Source organism: Mesorhizobium sp. P2_B5 (assembly GCF_056404775.1).
On sequence record NZ_JBFUDJ010000004.1, the window covers coordinates 291,364 to 310,205 of the forward strand.

Annotated in this window: 14 protein-coding genes; 12 read left to right on the forward strand and 2 right to left on the reverse strand. The window is 64.1% G+C overall.

The window, feature by feature from the left end; all coding sequences use genetic code 11:
* The first annotated feature begins 2 nt into the window (after positions 1-2).
* The 12 genes from AC1D1N_RS17105 to AC1D1N_RS17160 all read left to right on the forward strand — a co-directional run bounded on the left by AC1D1N_RS17105 (position 3) and on the right by AC1D1N_RS17160 (position 15,659).
* A complete protein-coding gene (locus tag AC1D1N_RS17105; RefSeq protein WP_477349870.1) occupies positions 3-689 on the forward strand; it encodes a hypothetical protein in 687 nt (228 codons plus the stop codon).
* Complete coding sequence (locus AC1D1N_RS17110; RefSeq protein WP_477349872.1) at positions 686-1,003, forward strand: hypothetical protein; 318 nt, start codon at positions 686-688, stop codon at positions 1,001-1,003. The genes AC1D1N_RS17105 and AC1D1N_RS17110 overlap by 4 nt, the downstream gene beginning before the upstream one ends.
* An 85-nt stretch (positions 1,004-1,088) precedes the next feature.
* Entirely contained in the window at positions 1,089-1,985 is an 897-nt protein-coding gene (locus AC1D1N_RS17115) for a class II glutamine amidotransferase (RefSeq protein ID WP_477349874.1), read from the forward strand.
* A 4-nt stretch (positions 1,986-1,989) separates the two neighbouring features.
* Positions 1,990-2,718, forward strand: a complete 729-nt coding sequence (locus AC1D1N_RS17120) for a GXGXG domain-containing protein (protein ID WP_352557259.1) — start codon at positions 1,990-1,992, stop codon at positions 2,716-2,718.
* Between the two features lie 6 nt (positions 2,719-2,724).
* Complete coding sequence (locus AC1D1N_RS17125) at positions 2,725-4,053, forward strand: FMN-binding glutamate synthase family protein (protein WP_192256103.1); 1,329 nt, start codon at positions 2,725-2,727, stop codon at positions 4,051-4,053.
* A gap of 31 nt (positions 4,054-4,084) precedes the next feature.
* Positions 4,085-5,392 (forward strand): type III glutamate--ammonia ligase, encoded by a 1,308-nt coding sequence (gene glnT / locus AC1D1N_RS17130; RefSeq protein WP_477349876.1) that lies wholly within the window; start codon positions 4,085-4,087, stop codon positions 5,390-5,392.
* 36 nt (positions 5,393-5,428) lie between these two features.
* On the forward strand, positions 5,429-6,682 hold the full coding sequence (locus tag AC1D1N_RS17135) for a sarcosine oxidase subunit beta family protein (protein ID WP_477349878.1): 1,254 nt from the start codon (positions 5,429-5,431) through the stop codon (positions 6,680-6,682).
* 10 nt (positions 6,683-6,692) lie between these two features.
* Positions 6,693-6,968, forward strand: coding sequence for a sarcosine oxidase subunit delta (locus AC1D1N_RS17140; RefSeq protein WP_477349880.1), 276 nt, complete (start codon positions 6,693-6,695; stop codon positions 6,966-6,968).
* Between the two features lie 241 nt (positions 6,969-7,209).
* Complete coding sequence (locus tag AC1D1N_RS17145) at positions 7,210-10,182, forward strand: sarcosine oxidase subunit alpha (protein ID WP_477349882.1); 2,973 nt, start codon at positions 7,210-7,212, stop codon at positions 10,180-10,182.
* Positions 10,175-10,798, forward strand: coding sequence for a sarcosine oxidase subunit gamma (locus AC1D1N_RS17150; RefSeq protein WP_477349884.1), 624 nt, complete (start codon positions 10,175-10,177; stop codon positions 10,796-10,798). The genes AC1D1N_RS17145 and AC1D1N_RS17150 overlap by 8 nt, the downstream gene beginning before the upstream one ends.
* A gap of 254 nt (positions 10,799-11,052) precedes the next feature.
* Positions 11,053-13,422: a DUF1989 domain-containing protein gene (locus AC1D1N_RS17155; protein ID WP_436258766.1), complete on the forward strand. Its 2,370-nt coding sequence runs from the start codon at positions 11,053-11,055 to the stop codon at positions 13,420-13,422.
* A 527-nt stretch (positions 13,423-13,949) separates the two neighbouring features.
* The gene (locus tag AC1D1N_RS17160) at positions 13,950-15,659 is read left to right on the forward strand and encodes an APC family permease (protein WP_436258765.1); all 1,710 of its coding nucleotides are present in this window, start codon (positions 13,950-13,952) and stop codon (positions 15,657-15,659) included.
* A 75-nt stretch (positions 15,660-15,734) separates the two neighbouring features.
* On the opposite strand, the gene AC1D1N_RS17165 is transcribed toward AC1D1N_RS17160, so the two are convergent.
* Together AC1D1N_RS17165 and AC1D1N_RS17170 are read right to left on the reverse strand one after the other, a co-directional pair.
* Positions 15,735-17,090 carry an LLM class flavin-dependent oxidoreductase gene (locus tag AC1D1N_RS17165; RefSeq protein ID WP_436258764.1) on the reverse strand — a complete coding sequence of 452 codons (1,356 nt, stop codon included), beginning with the start codon at positions 17,088-17,090 and terminating at the stop codon, positions 15,735-15,737.
* Between the two features lie 190 nt (positions 17,091-17,280).
* Positions 17,281-18,774: an aldehyde dehydrogenase family protein gene (locus AC1D1N_RS17170; RefSeq protein ID WP_477349887.1), complete on the reverse strand. Its 1,494-nt coding sequence runs from the start codon at positions 18,772-18,774 to the stop codon at positions 17,281-17,283.
* Between the last annotated feature and the right edge of the window lie 68 nt (positions 18,775-18,842).

Here is an 18,842-nt window from a genome sequence, read left to right on the forward strand (position 1 = left end):
GAGTGTCTGACGTGACGACAGCATTGCTGGCTGGGGCGATAGCCTTGGCTCTCGTCCTGCACCTCGCCTGGCTTGCGCGCGCCAGCCGCAACAGGGCCAAGGCTGTTCTTGCCGCCGAGGTTGCAAGCATCCGAACCGTCATCGCAGATGCCGTCGACATTTCAGATGGCACGGTTGGCGTCGTCACCTGGGTGGGTTCGTGGAACGAACGGCGCGTGCAAGTGCGCACCATCGTCGACACGCTGGCGACGCGAAAACTGCCGGCGCGCTGGCTCAGCGTTTCGGTCACCGAACCGGTAGCGGTGCCGGCGACCTTCGACATGATGATGCGGCCGGGATCGCCGACCACCTTCTCCAATTTCGATCACCTTCAGCACACGCTTCCGAAAGCTCCGGGTTTTCCGGCCGAAGCCGTGTTGCGAACAGACTTAAGGGGCGCGCGCTTTCCGCAGAACCTGATCGCCAGTCATCTGGACATCTTTGCCGAAAGCCGCGCCAAGGAACTTTTGATCACGCCGAACGGTGTGCGCATCGTCTGGCTGCTGGCCGAGGCCGAACGCGCCCGCTACGGCGTGTTCCGGCAGGCTGCCTTCGGCACAAGACTCGAACCGGCGCTGGTCGAAAGGTTGCTCGCCTCGGCGTCGACGCTGCGCGATGCCATCAACAGACAGGAAAGGCAGGTGGCATGAGCGCACCCGCACCGCCAAATCCTTATCTGGTGCTTGGCGCCGCAATCGTCCTGCCGGCGAGCGGCCATGTCATTCTGGGCGTCCCTGTGCGCGGCCTGCAGTTCCTTTTCTTCATGGTCGTCCTGGCCTGGGTGACGGCCAAGATCGCGCCGGCCGACGCCAGCTTTGTCGGCCGCCATGCCGGCGGCTTCCTGATCTATGCGCTGTCGATCCTGGATGCCTACAAAATCGCCCGTGTCCGCACCGCCACATGGGTTCACAGTGCCCGCGCGGGCAGCGATAGTGCACAAAGTGACATTGAGCCGCATACGTAACTAGAGGAAAATTTTTTTCATATGATTGAATTCGGACAGCGCATTCGATACATCATCTCTTAGCTGCAAACGCCGGGAGGCTGACATGTGTGGAATCGTCGGACTTTTTTTGAAGGACAAGTCGCTTGAGCCGCAACTCGGCTCGATGCTGTCGCAGATGCTCATCTCGCTCAGCGATCGCGGCCCCGACAGCGCCGGCATCGCCATCTATGGCGACACTTCCAAAAACGAAGCCAAGATCACCATCCAGTCGGCCAAGCCCGAGCGCGATTTTCACGGCCTGGACGCCGAACTTGCCAAGGCCATCGGCGCACCGGTAAGCATCGCGGTGAAGTCGACGCACGCCGTACTCAGGACCGCGCCCTACAAGGTCGACGCCGCGCGCGAAGCGTTGCAGTCGATCCGGCCCGACGTGCGCATCATGGGCGCCGGCGAAGCGGTGGAGATATACAAGGAAGTCGGCCTGCCGGAGGCGGTGGTCGACCGCTTCGACGTCCGCTCGATGACCGGCACGCATGGCATCGGCCATACCCGCATGGCAACGGAATCGGCCGTGACCACGATGGGCGCGCATCCGTTCTCGACCGGCGCCGACCAGTGCCTTGTGCACAATGGCTCGCTGTCCAACCACAACAATGTGCGGCGCGAATTGCGGCGCGAGGGCATGACCTTCGAGACCGAGAACGACACCGAGGTCGCTGCCGCCTATCTCTCCTCGCAGATGGCGCATGGCAAGAATCTCGGCGAGGCGCTGGAAGGCACGCTTTCCGACCTCGACGGCTTCTTCACCTTCGTCGTCGGCACCAAGAACGGCTTTGGCGTGGTGCGCGACCCGATCGCCTGCAAGCCCGCCGTCATGGCCGAGACCGACCAGTATGTCGCCTTCGGCTCGGAATATCGCGCGCTGACCAAGCTGCCCGGCATAGACAATGCGAGGGTCTGGGAGCCAGAGCCCGCAACCGTCTATTTCTGGGAGCATTGAGCCCATGCCGGCAACCAAACTTTCGAAAGTGGCGCAAGACCACGCCTCCCGGGTCTTCGATCTCGATGTGTCGTCGCTGCGCGAGCTCAACCAGGCGCTGCACAATCTGACGCCCGGCTCCAACGAGACGGCGTGGGAAGTGCTGCACCCGAAGGGCAGCCATTCGGTCGCCGTCGGCGTCGACCAGCCTGTCACCATCGATGTGCGCGGCAGCGTCGGCTACTATTGCGCCGGCATGAATGACGGCGCCACGATCACCGTGCACGGCTCGGCCGGCCCCGGCGTCGGCGAGAACATGATGTCGGGCTCGATCGTCATCAAGGGCGATGCCAGCCAGTATGCCGGCGCCACCGGCAGAGGCGGGCTGCTGGTCATCGAAGGCAATGCCTCGTCGCGCTGCGGCATCTCGATGAAGGGCATCGACATCGTCGTGCACGGCAATATCGGCCACATGTCGGCCTTCATGGCGCAATCCGGCAATCTGGTGGTGCTGGGCGACGCCGGCGATGCGCTGGGCGATTCCATCTACGAGGCGCGGCTGTTCGTGCGCGGCAAGGTCGAAAGCTTAGGGGCCGACTGCATCGCCAAGGAGATGCGGGCCGAGCACATCGACCTGTTGCAGGGCCTGCTCGACCGCGCCGGCGTGACCGGCGTCAAGCCGTCGGAGTTCAAGCGCTACGGCTCGGCGCGCACGCTCTACAATTTCAATATCGACAACGCCGACGCGTATTGAGGCAGCATGACCTACAAGAACCCGCCGACGACGCCGCGCAAATCCGCGACCTTCGACGACTACACGCTCTCCGAAATCCGGCGCGCAGCGGCGACCGGCATCTATGACATCCGCGGCGCCGGGGCCAAGCGCAAGCTGCCGCATTTCGACGACCTCTTGTTTCTTGGCGCCTCGATCTCGCGCTATCCGCTGGAAGGCTATCGCGAGCGCTGCGACACCAGCGTGGTGCTCGGCTCACGCCATGCCAAGAAGCCGATCGAGCTGAAAATCCCGATCACCATTGCCGGCATGAGCTTTGGATCGCTCTCCGGTCCCGCCAAGGAAGCATTGGGCCGAGGTGCTTCGCTTTCCGGCACCTCGACGACCACCGGCGACGGCGGCATGACCGAGGAAGAGCGCGGGCATTCCAAGACGCTGGTCTATCAATATCTGCCGTCGCGCTATGGCATGAACCCGCGCGACCTTCGCCGCGCCGACGCCATCGAAGTGGTCGTTGGACAAGGCGCCAAGCCTGGCGGCGGCGGCATGCTGCTCGGGCAGAAAATCTCCGACCGCGTCGCCGAAATGCGCACGCTGCCGAAAGGCATCGACCAGCGCTCGGCCTCGCGCCATCCCGACTGGACCGGGCCGGACGATCTCGAGATCAAGATCCTCGAACTGCGCGAGATCACCGACTGGGAAAAGCCAATCTACGTTAAGGTCGGCGGCGCCCGCCCCTATTACGACACGGCACTTGCGGTGAAGGCCGGCGCCGATGTCGTCGTCGTCGACGGCATGCAGGGCGGCACCGCGGCGACGCAGGAAGTGTTCATCGAAAATGTCGGCCAGCCGACGCTTGCCTGCATCAGGCCGGCGGTGCAGGCGCTGCAGGATCTCGGCATGCACCGCAAGGTGCAGCTGATCGTTTCCGGCGGCATCCGCAACGGCGCCGATGTCGCCAAGGCGCTGGCACTCGGCGTCGATGCCGTCTCGATCGGCACGGCGGCGCTGGTCGCGCTCGGCGACAACGACCCGCGCTGGGAGGCGGAGTACAACGCGCTCGGCACCACGGCCGGCGCCTATGACGACTGGCATGAGGGCCGCGATCCCGCGGGGATCACCACGCAGGACCCTGAGCTGATGAAGCGGGTCGATCCGATCGCCGCGGGACGGCGTCTCGCCAACTACCTCAAGGTGATGACGCTGGAGGCGCAGACGATCGCGCGAGCGTGCGGCAAGAACAGCCTGCACAATCTCGAACCAGAGGATCTCGTCGCCCTCACCATCGAAGCCGCCGCCATGGCAGGCGTGCCGCTGGCCGGCACCAACTGGATACCGGGGAAGAACGGCTTCTAAAAAATCACATCAAAATATGCGAGGAACTATAATGGGGAACGATCTCGCCGCATTCGCCAAAGAGAACGGCGTCAAATATTTCATGATTTCCTACACCGACCTGTTCGGCGGCCAGCGCGCCAAGCTGGTGCCGGCGCAGGCGATCGCCGACATGCAGAAGGACGGGGCCGGCTTTGCCGGTTTCGCCACATGGCTCGACCTGACGCCGGCGCATCCCGACATGCTGGCGGTGCCGGATCCGGATTCGGTCATCCAGCTGCCGTGGAAACCCGATGTCGCATGGGTCGCCGCCAACTGCATCATGGACGACAAGGAAGTCGAGCAGGCGCCGCGCAACACGCTGCGCCGTCTGATTGCGGAAGCCGCCACCGACGGCATGCATGTCAAGACCGGCGTCGAGGCCGAGTTCTTCCTGATCTCGCCGGACGGCAGCGTCATTTCCGACAAATACGATACGGCCTCGAAGCCCTGCTACGACCAGCAGGCGGTGATGCGTCGCTACGATGTCATCGCCGAGATCTGCGACCATATGCTGGCGCTGGGCTGGAGCCCCTACCAGAACGACCATGAGGACGCCAACGGCCAGTTCGAGATGAACTGGGCATTCGACGATGTGCTTGCGACCGCCGACAAGCACTCCTTCTTCAAGTTCATGGTCAAGTCGGTGGCCGAAAAGCACGGCCTGCGCGCCACCTTCATGCCAAAGCCCTTCCAGGGCCTGACCGGCAATGGCTGCCACGCGCATATCTCGGTGTGGGACAAAGCAGGCAAGACCAATGTCTTTGCCGACAATGCGATGGAGCTTGGCCTGTCGGCCAAGGGCAAGAATTTCCTCGGCGGCATCATGAAGCATGCCTCGGCCTTGGCCGCGATCACCAACCCGACGGTCAATTCCTACAAGCGCATCAACGCGCCGCGCACCATTTCGGGCGCCACCTGGGCGCCGAACACGGTGACCTGGACCGGCAACAACCGCACCCACATGGTGCGCGTGCCCGGCCCCGGCCGCTTCGAATTGCGGCTGCCGGACGGTGCCGCCAACCCCTATCTGTTGCAGGCCGTCATCATTGCCGCCGGTCTCGACGGCATCCGCTCCAAGGCCGATCCCGGCAAGCGCTACGACATCGACATGTACCAGAACGGCCACACGGTGAAGGGCGCGCCGAAGCTGCCGCTCAACCTGCTCGATGCGCTGCGCGAATTCGACAAGGACAAATCGCTCAAGGCGGCGCTGGGTGAGGAATTCTCGTCGGCTTACCTAAAGCTGAAGCACCAGGAATGGAATTCCTATGCTTCGCACTTCACGCAATGGGAGCGCGACCACACGCTGGATATCTGATGTCCGGCGTGGGGCGAGCGACCTCGGAATGACCTGATGAAATACTCGATCTTCTCGCTCGCCCGCGCCGCTCTTTCCGGTCACAAGAACTGGCAGCGCACCTGGCGCGATGCCAGCCCGAAAGACCACTACGATGTGGTGATCATCGGCGGCGGCGGCCACGGACTCGCCACCGCCTGGTTCCTGGCCAGCGAGTTCGGCATCAAAAATGTCGCGGTGCTGGAAAAGGGCTGGATCGGCTCCGGCAATGCCGGTCGTAACACCACCATCATCCGCTCCAATTACGGCCTGCCCGGCAATACCGGCTTCTACGAATTGTCGATGAAGCTGTGGGAGCGGATGGAGCAGGACCTCAACTACAATTCGATGGTCAGCCAGCGCGGCGTTCTCAACCTCTACCATTCCGACGCGCAGCGCGACGCCTATGCGCGGCGCGGCAACACCATGCGCATCAACGGCATCGACGCCGAACTGCTCGACCAGGCGGCGCTGAAGAAGATGCTGCCGTTCCTGAATTTCGACCATGCGCGTTTCCCCGTGCAAGGCGGGCTTTTGCAGCGACGCGGCGGTACGGCGCGGCATGACGCGGTGGTCTGGGGCTACGCCCATGCGGCGAGCAAACTCGGCGTCGACATCATCCAGAATTGCGAGGTCACCGGCTTTGTCAGAGACGGCAATGGCAAGGTCACCGGCGTCGAGACCTCGCGCGGCATGATCGGCGCCGGCAAGGTCGGCATGGCAGTTGCCGGTTCCTCCTCGCGCGTCGCCGCGATGGCCGGCCTGCGCCTGCCGATCGAAAGCCACGTCCTGCAGGCCTTCGTTTCCGAGGCGATCAAGCCGCTCATTCCCGGCGTCATGACCTTCGGCGCCGGGCATTTCTATGTAAGCCAGTCGGACAAGGGCGGGCTGGTCTTCGGCGGCGACATCGATGGCTACAATTCCTATGCGCAGCGCGGCAACATGCCTGTGATGGAAGATGTCTGCGAAGGCGGCATGGCGCTGATCCCGATGATTGGCCGCGTGCGGCTCTTGCGCCAGTGGGGCGGCATCATGGACATGTCGATGGACGGTTCGCCGATCATCGACAAGACGCCGGTCGACGGCCTCTACCTCAATGCCGGCTGGTGCTATGGCGGCTTCAAGGCGACGCCGGGCTCAGGCTTCGTCTTTGCCCATCTTCTGGCCCGCGATGAATCGCACAAGGAGGCGGCGCGGTTTCGCCTCGATCGCTTCCAGCGTGGCGCCATGATCGACGAAAAGGGCCAGGGCGCCCAACCGAACCTGCACTGAGGACGGCTCGATGCGTATTGTCTGTCCCTTCTGCGGCGAACGCGAACTCGGCGAGTTCAGCTATCTCGGCGACGCCAAGCCGGTGCGGCCCGCCGCGGACGCCGGCGACGAGGCCGTCTACGACTATGTCTATCTGCGCGACAACGTCGCCGGCGTGATGAGTGAGAACTGGTACCATGGCGGCGGCTGCCGGGCCTGGTTGAAAGTCACCCGCAACACGCTGACGCACGAGATTTCTTCCGTGGAAGCAGCGGCGGGCGCCGGTGCGAGGCAGGTTGCGAAATGAATACTCTTGCCCAGTTCAGTGCCGCCCCTCACCTGCCTGCCGGCATCCTCTCCCCGTATAGTGACGGGGAGAGGGAAGCTGTCGCCTACGGTTTCGCCAATCGCCAGCGTTGCAAGAAGGGAGCCGGCTTAGCCGACAGCCCCCTTCTCCCCGTCACTATACGGGGAGAAGGTGCCGGCAGGCGGATGAGGGGCAGCACCACCCTTCGCCATGACACCGTATCGATGAGGGGCTGGACATCATGATCTCCCATCGCCTCGCATCCGGCGGTCTCATCGATCGCTCGGCGCCGCTCAACTTCCGCTTCGACGGCGAGACATTCTCCGGCTTCCAGGGCGATACGCTGGCATCGGCGCTGGTCGCCAACGGCGTGAAGCTGGTCGGCCGCTCGTTCAAATACCATCGCCCGCGCGGCATTCTCACCGCAGGCTCGGAAGAACCCAACGCGCTGGTCGAGTTGCGCACAGGCGCACGGCGCGAGGCCAACACCAAGGCGACGACGGCCGAACTCTATGAGGGGCTCGAAGCGGCAAGCCAGAACCGCTGGCCGTCGCTGCGCCACGATGTGATGTCGGTCAACCAGCTGTTCGCGCCGATCTTCGTCGCCGGCTTCTACTACAAGACCTTCATGTGGCCGGCGAAGTTCTGGGAGATGATCTACGAGCCGGCGATCCGCCGCGCCGCGGGTCTCGGCCGCGCGGCTCAGCTTCCCGATCCTGATCATTACGACAAGGCCTGGGCGCATTGCGATGTGGTGATTGCCGGCTCCGGCCCGGCAGGTCTCGCTGCCGCACTCGCGGCTGGCCGCAGCGGCGCCCGCGTCATCCTGTGCGAAGAGGATTTTGTCCCCGGCGGCCGACTGCTGTCGGATGGCGGCACGATCGACGGGCTGCCGGCAGCGGAGTGGCTGGCGCGCACACTGGCCGAGCTCAGCTCGATGCCGGACGTCCGCATCATGACCCGCACGACGCTGTTCGGCGTCTATGACGGCGGCACCTATGGCGCGATCGAGCGCGTCAACGACCATCTGCCGACGCCGCCTGAACACCAGGTGCGGCAGCGCCTGTGGCGGATCGTGGCCAAGCGCTGTGTCGTCGCTGCCGGCGCGATCGAACGGCCGATCGTCTTTGCCGGCAACGATACGCCCGGCGTGATGATGGCCTCCGCCATGCGGACCTATGTCACGCGCTACGCCGCCACCCCCGCAAGACGGATCGCACTGTTCACCAACAATGAGGATGGCTGGCGCACAGTCGAGACCGCACTCGGCGCCGGATTGCAGGTCGCGGCGGTGATCGACGCACGCTCCGACGTCTCGCCTGCCCATCGCTCGCTGGCCTCCAAGAACGACTTTACCGTGCTGCATGGCTCCGTCAGCGGCGTCGACGGCGGCAAGGACGGCGTGCGCAAGATTTCGGTGTCGCTGACCGGCGGTGCACGCGCCGAAGTCGAAGCCGACGGGCTCGCCGTTTCCGGCGGCTGGAACCCGGCGGTCGGGCTCACCTCCTATCATCGCGGCCGGCCGAAATGGCGCGACAACATCGCCGCCTTCGTGCCGGATGGCGCGCCTCCCGGCATGGTTGCCGCAGGTGCGGCCAATGGCGATTTCGGTCTTGGCGCCTGCCTGCGTGACGGTTTTGAAGCCGGTGCGGCAGCCGCGCGTGATGCGGGCCGGATCGGCAATGCAGGATCGGCGCCTGTTGCCGACGACGAGGCTTTCTCGCTCACGCCCCTCTGGCATGTCACCGGCAAGGGCAAGGCCTTCGTTGACCAGCAGCATGACGTCACCGCGTCCGACATCGAACTGGCACAGCGCGAGGGCTTTGAATCGGTCGAGCATCTGAAGCGCTACACCACGCTCGGCATGGCGACCGACCAGGGCAAGACCTCCAACGTTGCCGGCCTCGCCATCATGGCGGCTGTGACCGGCAAATCCATCCCCGAGACCGGCACGACGATCTACCGGCCGCCTTACGTGCCCGTCGCCATCGGCGCTTTCGCCGGCCATCATCGCGACGAAAATTTCCACGCGACGCGGCTGACGCCCTCGCATCACTGGGCCGCCGAACAGGGCGCGATCTTTGTCGACACCGGCCTGTGGAAGCGCGCGCAATGGTATCCGCGCGCCGGCGAGAAGGACTGGCTGGAATCCGTGACGCGCGAGGTCAAGGCGGTGCGTAGCGGGGTCGGCTTCTGCGATGTCTCGACGCTTGGCAAGATCGACGTGCATGGCCCGGATGCCGGCGTGTTCCTCGACCGCGTCTACATCAACACCTTTTCCAACCTCGCCGTCGGCAAGGCGCGCTACGGGCTGATGCTGCGCGAGGATGGCCTGGTCTATGATGACGGCACGACCTCGCGTCTCGCAGAAGATCACTATTTCCTCACCACCACTACAGCGAAAGCCGGGCTGGTAATGCAGCACCTCGAATTCTGCCGGCAAGTGCTGTTTCCCGAACGCGACGTGCAGCTGACCTCGGTCTCCGACCAGTGGGCACAATTCTCCATCGCGGGGCCGAAGACACGCGATCTGCTGAAGGAAATCGTCGATCCGGCCGAGGACCTGTCTAACGAAGGTTTTCCGTTCATGGGCGCGCGGGAAGTGGCGCTGCGCGGCGGCATCAAGGCGCGGCTGTTCCGCATCTCCTTCTCCGGCGAGATGGCGTTCGAGATTTCGGTGCCGGCCCGCTACGGCGAGGCTATGGCGCGCAATCTGATGATTGCGGGAAAACCCTTCGGCGTGACGCCCTATGGCACGGAGGCGCTCGGCGTCATGCGCGTCGAAAAGGGCCATGTCGCCGGGCCGGAACTGAGCGGCACGACGACAGCCGCCGATCTCGGCCTCGGCAAGATGATGTCGACCAGGAAGGATTTTATCGGTCGCGTCATGGCCGGCCGCGAGGCGCTGGTGGCGCCCGACCGGCAGGTCGTGGTCGGCATCAAGCCGGTCGACAAGGCGCGGCGCCTGCGCTCCGGCGCGCACATCATTCCGAAAGGGCAGACACCCGGCCCCGACAATGATCAGGGCTATGTCACCTCGGTCTGCTTCTCGCCGACGCTCGACCAATGGATCGGGCTCGGCCTGGTCGAACGCGGCCGCGAGCGCATCGGCGAGATCGTGCATGCGCACGACCCGCTGCGCGGCGAGGACTACGATGTCGAGCTCTGCAATCCCGTCTTCTACGATCCGGATGGAGGGCGCCAGCGTGGCTGAGTTTTCCTGGGATGTTCGAAGCCCGCTCGACCGGGCGCTTGTTGCCGGCGCTTATGGTGCACGGGGCGATGCCGGCGTGTCACTGACCGAGATCCGCAACTTCGACCTCGTCCAGGTGATGGCGCGGCGCGGCAAGGCGGCCGACATGGCCAAGGCGGCGAAGGCACGCTTCGGTGTGGCGGCTCCGCAAACACCGAAGGCGGTCGGCACGGCCGACGCGACGCTGATCTGGTCGGGACCGGATCAGTTCTTCGTGCTGTCGAAGGGTGGCAAGCATGGGATTGGGGCGCTTGCCCCAGCCTTCGCGCAATCGGCGTCGCTCTCCGATCAATCGCATGCGCGCGTGCTGATCAGCATCTCCGGCGTCAAGGCGCGGACGATGCTGGCGAAACTGTCGTCGATCGATTTGCATCCCGATGCGTTTCCGATTGGCGCGGCGGCGGCCACTTCGATTGACCACACCAGCGTCACGCTCTGGCGCGAGAATGATCGTGACGGACTGGCGGTGTTCAACGTTCTGGTGTTTGCGACTTTTGCCGAGAGCCTTTGGCACACGATGCAGGATTCGGCTGCGGAGTATGGCGTGGCGATTGGCCATTCCGAGGAACTGGCGTAGCGCTTGTGCGCGCCCTTCCCTTCTCCCCCTGTGGGAGAAGGTGGCCGAGCGAAGCTCGGTCGGATGAGGGGTGCTCCAGCTTGGCAAGGACGGCGATCCGTCACCCACCGCGCTCCGCGCCGATCCACCTTCTCCCACAAGGGGAGAAGGCAAGAAGCGCTCCCCCGCCTTGCCAAACGCAACCGCGCTGCTATTCTTACAGCTAAAATAATTTCACACACAGGCAAACTTGTTTCTCGAACCGCAAGGCTGAGATGAGCCAGTCGCCCTATCCCACTATCGCAGCCGGACCGCCCCGACCGAGCCTCATCCTGAGGCCTGGCCAGATCGCGCTGCCGCCGGGCATGGAGCGGTATACGATCCAGGGCAACGGCGCGGTGCTGATCGAGGTCGAGGCCGGCGATACATTTACCGTGCGCAACGTCGAGGGCGGACAGGCTTGCGAGCTTTTGGCCTGGGACAAGTCGGGCGCCACCGACCCTTCCATCCTCGGCGAAAAATCCAACAGCAATGCCGCCGGCATCAAGGCGCTATTGGCCGAGGGCGATGACAGCCTCGCTTCCGTGCGCCGCGGCCTCGAGCGCCGCCAGGTGCAGATCGACCTGGCCAAGGCGGTGCGCGTGTTTGGCGGCGCGACGCCTGCCGGCACCGAGCAGGCGTTCACTATCGCGCGTGACGGCGCGATGCTGATCGCCGCCCCCGGCGGTCCGATGCTGGTCGATGGCCATGACACGGCCACGCCGCTTGCCGTCATCGTGCGCCGCGCCACGGTGCGCCTGAAGTCGAAGTCTGAGCTGGCCGATCCGCTTGCGGATCCGGTGCTCGATCTCAGGGTGCATTCGGCAACCGCCGAATCCTACTTCGTCAAGGCCGGCGACTATCTGCAGATCATCGATGTCGACGGCCGCCAATGCACCGACTTCCAGTGCTTTTCGGCGCGCAAGCTGGACAAGGGCCACGACCATCCGCTCGACGTGACGACGACGCGCACGCTGATGGGGTCGAGCTATCCGATGCCCGGCCTGCATTCGAAATATTATGACCAGGATATGGAGCCGCTGGTCGAGGTGGTGCAGGACACGTGCGGCCGGCATGATGCCTTCGCGCTCGCCTGTGCCGCCAAATATTACGACGACATCGGCTATCCCGGCCACACCAACTGCTCGGAGAACTTCAATCGCGCGCTGGCCGACAAGGGCGTGACGCCGCGCGCGGGCTGGATGGCGATAAACTTCTTCTTCAACACCGCGATCGATGCGCATGGCGTCATGGTGTCCGATGAGCCATGGTCGCGGGCCGGCGACTATGTGCTCTTGCGGGCGCTGACCGACATCGTCTGTGTTTCCTCCGCCTGCCCCGACGACACCACGCCGGCCAATGGATGGGACCTTACCGACATCCATGTGCGGACCTATTCCGGCCAGCACAAATTCTCGCGAGCGATCGCCAGACGCATGACGCCCGATTCGGAACCGAAAATGACCCGCGAGACTGCCTTCCACTCATCCTTCGCCAAGCATACCCGCAACTTCGCCGAATACAGGGGCTATTGGCTGGCCAACGCCTTCGCCAAGGAAGGGCCGATCGCCGAATACTGGGCCTGCCGGCAGGACGCGGTGATCATGGACCTGTCACCGTTGCGCAAGTTCGAGGTCACCGGTCCGGACTCCGAAGCCCTGCTGCAATACACGCTGACCCGCGACGTGAAGAAGCTCGGCGTCGGCCAGGTCGTCTATTCCGCCATGTGCTACGAGCATGGCGGCATGATCGATGACGGCACGCTGCTGCGGCTCGGCAAGGACAATTTCCGCTGGGTCGGCGGCGACGACCTGTCCGGCGAATGGCTGCGCGAGACGGCGAAGAAACTTGGCCTCAACGTGCTGGTGCGCTCCTCCACCGACCAGATGCACAATGTCGCCGTGCAAGGACCGAAGAGCCGCGACATCCTCAGGGAAGTCATCTGGACCTCGCCGCTGCAGCCTTCGATCGACGAACTCGAATGGTTCCGCTTCGCGGTCGCCCGCATCGGCGGCGGCAACGGCATCCCGGTCGTGGTGTCGCGCACCGGCTATACCGGCGAGCTTGGCTATGAGATCTGGTGCCATCCGCGCGACGCCGAAAAAGTGTTCGACGCCATCTGGGAAGCCGGCCAGCCGCATGGGCTGAAACCGATGGGCCTGCAGGCGCTCGACATGGTGCGCATCGAGGCCGGGCTGATCTTCGCCGGCTACGAATTCTCCGACCAGACCGACCCGTTCGAGGCCGGCATCGGTTTCACCGTACCTTTGAAGACCAAGACCGACGACTTCATCGGCCGCGAGGCGCTGATAAGGCGCAAGGAGCACCCGCAGCATAAGCTCGTCGGCCTCGATATCGACAGCAATGTCTCGGTCGGCCATGGCGACTGCGTGCATGTCGGCCGCGCCCAGATCGGTGTCGTTACCTCGGGCATGCGCTCGCCGGTGCTGAACAAGAACATCGCGCTGGCGAGACTCGACGTCACCCATGCGGCCATCGGTACTGAGGTCGAAATCGGCAAGCTGGACGGCCATGCCAAGCGGCTGCCGGCGCGCGTGGTGGCCTTCGCCCATTACGATCCGCAGAAGACCAAACCGCGTTCCTGACGAGAGGCAATCGCTCCAGGTTTCGATTTTCCAAGCGTTTGCGCTGCCCCTCACCTGCCTGCCGGCATCCTCTCCCCGTATAGTGACGGGGAGAGGGGCGCTGTCTCGCCGATTTCGTCAACCATCGGCGTCGCAAGAAGAGTGCCAGCGTTGCGGCCAGCCCCCTTCTCCCCGTCACTATACGGGGAGAAGTGCCCGGCAGGGCGATGAGGGGCGGCGCCGACTTTCGATAATTGGTGGCCTCCAACACTGGCCGGAATCTCACCTTCGTCTGATGCGATGCCTTGGCTCATGACGGCGGCCTCAAAGTGATGCTGATACTGGGCCTGCCGCACACGCGCGCAAGCGTGATGTGCACGACATCACAAATCGCTTGACGTGAAAGCGCGTCGGATCAATCTTCACTGTTAAGAAAAAAATACGACTGAGTGGAAACACCGGAGTCGTGAAGGTCATTTGCCGGGGAACAAGCTTCGCGCAGTCGAGGCATCGCCGGCGGGAACAGCGAAAAAGGGGAATTCACAGACATGAGCTCCATTAGCACGGCCCTTGAGCAGCCTGCCGAAAGCAAGCTGCTCAGGCATATCGACTGGCGCGGCGCCTTCTGGGTGGCGAGCGGCGTTCCGGCCCTGGTCCTGTTTTCGATCGGCGGCATTGCCGGCACGACCGGAACGCTGGCCTTCCTGATCTGGACGGTGTCCATGATCATGGGCTTCCTGCAATCCTTCACCTATGCCGAGATCGCCGGCCTGTTCCCGAACAAGTCGGGCGGCGCCTCGATCTACGGCGCCACCGCCTGGCTGCGCTACTCCAAGTTCATCGCGCCGCTGTCGGTGTGGTGCAACTGGTTCGCCTGGTCGCCGGTGCTGTCGCTCGGCTGCTCGATCGCCGCCGCCTACATCCTCAACGCCCTGGCGCCGGTGCCGCTCGTCACCGAGGCGTCGCCCGATGTCGTCGCCTATATCGCAGCGCATGCCGGGACGGCGCCTGCCGATGCGATTGCCGCGGTGACCGCGGCGGCCACGCCGGCGATCCGCACCTGGACGCTGTGGAGCCACACGCTGGGCCCCGTCTCCTTCACTCTCAACGCAACCTTCTTCATCGGCGCGGTGCTGATGCTGATCATCTTCTCGATCCAGCATCGTGGTATTCTCGGCACCGCCAATGTGCAGAAGTATATCGGCCTGCTGGTCATCATCCCGATGCTGATCGTCGGCGTCGTGCCCATCGTCACCGGCCAGATCAACTGGGCGAATTTCTCGCCGCTGGTGCCGCTGGCCGCAGCCTACGCGCCGGAGCCTGGCTCGTGGAACATTCCCGGCTGGACGCTGGTGCTCGGCGGCATGTTCATCGCGGCATGGTCGACCTACGGCTTCGAAACGGCTGTCTGCTACACCTCCGAGTTCAAGAACCCGGGCACCGACACCTTCAAGGCGATCTTTTATTCCGGCCTGCTCTGCATGCTCTTGTTCATCCTGGTTCCCTTCACCTTCCAGGGCGTACTGGGCCTCAACGGCATGCTGGCGACGCCGATCGTCGACGGCTCCGGCGTCGCCGATGCACTGGCCGGCATGGTCGGCGGCGGCGCGCTGATCCACAGCCTCCTGGTGATGCTGATGATCCTGGCGCTGGTGCTGTGCATCATGACGGCGATGGCCGGCTCCTCGCGCACGCTCTACCAGGGCTCGGTCGACGGCTGGCTGCCGCGCTATCTCAGCCACGTCAACGAGCATGGCGCGCCGACGCGGGCGATGTGGACCGACCTCGTCTTCAACCTGATCGTGCTGGCCATCGCTTCGGCCGACGCGACGAGCTTCTTCTTCATCCTCGCCGTGTCGAATTGCGGCTACATCATCTTCAACTTCCTCAACCTCAATGCCGGCTGGATCCACCGCATCGACAACGGCCACATCAACCGGCCTTGGAAGGCCCCGAGCTGGCTGCTCGGCGTCGGCGCCATCTTCGCCTATGTCAACGCCATCTTCATGGGCGCCGGCGCCAAGGTGTGGAACCCGATGGCGCTGTGGGCCGGCCTGATCACGGCTGCCTTGATCATCCCGGTGTTCTGCTTCCGGCACTATGTCCAGGACAAGGGCAAGTTCCCCGACCACATGCTGGCCGACCTCGGCATGGCGGGAGCCGACCTGTCGGTCAAAAAGGCCGGCATGCTGCCCTATCTGACGCTTGTCGCCGGCGTGGTGGTGATGCTGCTCGCCAACTGGTACTTCGTCATCTGAAAATGACGGCTTGAACAGAAAGGGCGCGCCTCGGCGCGCCCATTTCTTTTTTGCACAAGCCCATCCGGGAGTGCATCAGCCGGCCTTGCGGATGGCCGCTTCGGAGCCTTCGAAGAACCGGTTCGGCGGCCGCTTCAGGCCGAGATTCTCGCGCAAGGTCGTGCCCTCATATTCGCGCCGGAAGAGGCCTCGCCGCTGCAGTTCCGGCACCACCTTCTCGGCGAAGTCGTCGAGCCCGGCGGGAAGGTAGGGGAACATGACGTTGAAGCCGTCGGATCCCTCGGCAAGCAGCCATTCCTCCATCGCGTCGGCGATGGTCTTCGGCGTGCCGACAAAGGCAAGACCGGAGTAACCGCCGAGCCGCTGCGCCAGCTGGCGGACGGTCAGATTCTCCCGGCGCGCCAATTCGATAACGCGCTCGCGACTGCTCTTCGAGGCGTTGGTCTCGGGGATTTCAGGCAAGGGCGCATCGGGATCGAAGTGGGCCGCGTCATGGCCGAGCGCGATCGACAGCGAGGCGATGCCGCTCTCGTAATAGACCAGGCTGTCGAGCTTCGCCCGCTTGGCCTGCGCTTCCTCGATGCTGTCACCGACGATGACGAAAGCGCCGGGCAGGATCTTGATGTCGTCACGCGAACGGCCGAGCTTTTCAGCCCTGCCTTTGACATCGGCAAAGAAACGCTGTCCTGCCGCGAGATCGGAATGCGCGGCGAAAATCACTTCCGCCGTTTCGGCCGCCAGCTGCCGTCCCGCCTCCGAGGCGCCGGCCTGGACGATAACCGGCCAGCCTTGCACCGGGCGGGCAATGTTGAGCGGGCCGCGCACCGAGAGGTTTTCGCCCTTGTGGTTGAGCACATGCAGTTTGGCGGGATCGAAATAGAGCCCGCTTTCGGCGTCACGGATGAAGGCGTCGTCGGCAAAGCTGTCCCACAGGCCGGTCACCACATCGTAGAATTCCCGCGCGTTGAGGTAGCGCTCATCATGCTCGACATGCTCGTCGAGACCGAAGTTCAGCGCCGCATCGGGGTTGGACGTGGTGACGATGTTCCAGCCGGCGCGACCGCCGCTGATATGGTCGAGCGAGGCGAAGCGGCGAGCGATGTGATAGGGCGCATCGAAGGTCGTCGATGCCGTGGCGATCAGGCCGATATGCTCGGTGACGGCAGCCAGCGCTGACAGCAAAGTGAATGGCTCGAACGAGGTCACCGTGTGGCTGCGCCGCAGCGCCTCGATCGGCATGTTCAGCACGGCCAGATGGTCGGCCATGAAGAAGGCATCGAACTTCGCCGCCTCCAGCGTCTGCGCGAAGCGCTTCAGATGGGCGAAGTTGAAATTGGCATCGGGATAAGAACCGGGATAGCGCCAGGCGCCGGTGTGAAGACTGACCGGACGCATGAAGGCGCCGAGCCGCAATTGTTCTTTGTCTGCCATGGGATTCTCACCTGAGGTGGACGAGCGCGATCCTTTGTTGGAGCATGATCTTTTCCAAAAACCGGTACCCACTTTTCGGGATCATGCCCGCGCTCCGATATATCGCCAAGATCGGACGGCTTTGCCGTGCTGGAAAGGAATTCTGTTTTGCGAAACCCGCGTCGCGGAGCATTTTTGTATGGGCTGCCGTTCAATCTATTTTGATGAACACGCCCTTGGTGTTGAGATACTCGCCGAGATGTTCAGTGCCGCCTTCGCGGCCGTAACCGCTCATCTTGTAGCCACCGAAGGGCACCGCCGGATCGATTGCGTGATAGGTGTTGACCCAGACCGAGCCGGCGCGGATCTTTCGCGACAGCTGGTGCGCGGTGGCGACGTTTTGCGTGAACACGCCGGCGGCAAGACCGTAGGGCGTGTTGTTGGCGCGCTCGACGACTTCGTCCAGTGTGTCGAAGGGCAGCGCCGAAATGACCGGACCGAAGATTTCCTCGCGCGCGATCTTCATGTCGTCGGAGACGCCGGCAAACACGGTCGGCGCGACGAAATTGCCGGCGGCGAGCACGCCTTCCGTGAGGCGGGTACCCCCTGTGACCAGCTTGGCACCCTCGGCTGCTCCGGCTTCGAGATAACCCGTCACACGTTCGAGCTGCCGCACCGAAACCAGCGGGCCGATCTCGGTCGCCGGATCGATCCCGTCGCCGATCCTCAGCCCCTCCGCGTAAGCGGCGAGCCGCGCGACGAACTCGTCATGGATCGGGCGCTCGACGAACAGGCGCGAGCCGGCAATGCAGATCTGGCCGGAATTGGCGAAGACCGACATCGCCGCCACCGGCACGGCCTTGTCGAGGTCGGCATCGGCGCAGACGATGACCGGCGACTTGCCGCCAAGCTCCAGCGAGACGCGCTTCAGATTGCCGGCCGAGGCGCGGACGATCGACTGGCCGGTCGCGGTCGAGCCGGTGAAGACGATCTTGTCGACTCCCATATGCTCGGCAAGGGCGGCACCCGCCTCGGCGCCGGTGCCGGTGACGATGTTGACGACGCCTGCGGGCACGCCGGCCTCGTTCATGATGTCGGCGATCAGCAGCGGCGTCAGCGGCGCCTCCTCCGATGGCTTGAGCACGATGGTGCAGCCGGTCGCGAGCGCCGGGCCGATCTTCCAGATCGAGGCGGCGGTGGGCGCGTTCCACGGGATGATGGCGCCGACGACGCCGACAGGCTCCTTGAGGGTGAACGAAACGATCTCGCCCGGCAGCGAATTGTCGATGGTCTCGCCATGCAGCGCCGTCGCCATGCCGGCGTAGTAACGCAGCATGCCGATGACGCGATTGCGGTTGGCGCGGGTGCGTACGATCGGCATGCCCATATCTGTGGTGTCGGAGCGGCTGATCTCTTCCCAGTGCTTTTCGAAGAGATCGGCGATCTTCAGCAGCAGCACCTGCCGCTCATAGGGCTTGAACCGGCTCCAAGGACCGTCGAAGGCTTTTCGCGCCACGGCCACCGCAATGTCTATGTCCTGACGGTCGCCGCGCGGCACCGTGGCGATGACCGCGCCGGTCGCCGGATTGCGAGTCTCCATGGTCTGGCCCGAGGCAGCATCGACCCAGGCGCCGTCGATGAACATCTGCCGATGGCGTCCGTCGATCGGCAGGCGCAGGGCGATCGAGGTCTGGGCCAGGGTCATGATCATCCTCCACGCAACAGACGGGGCATCATGGCCATCAGGACGCCACAACGCCGCACGTCAACGTA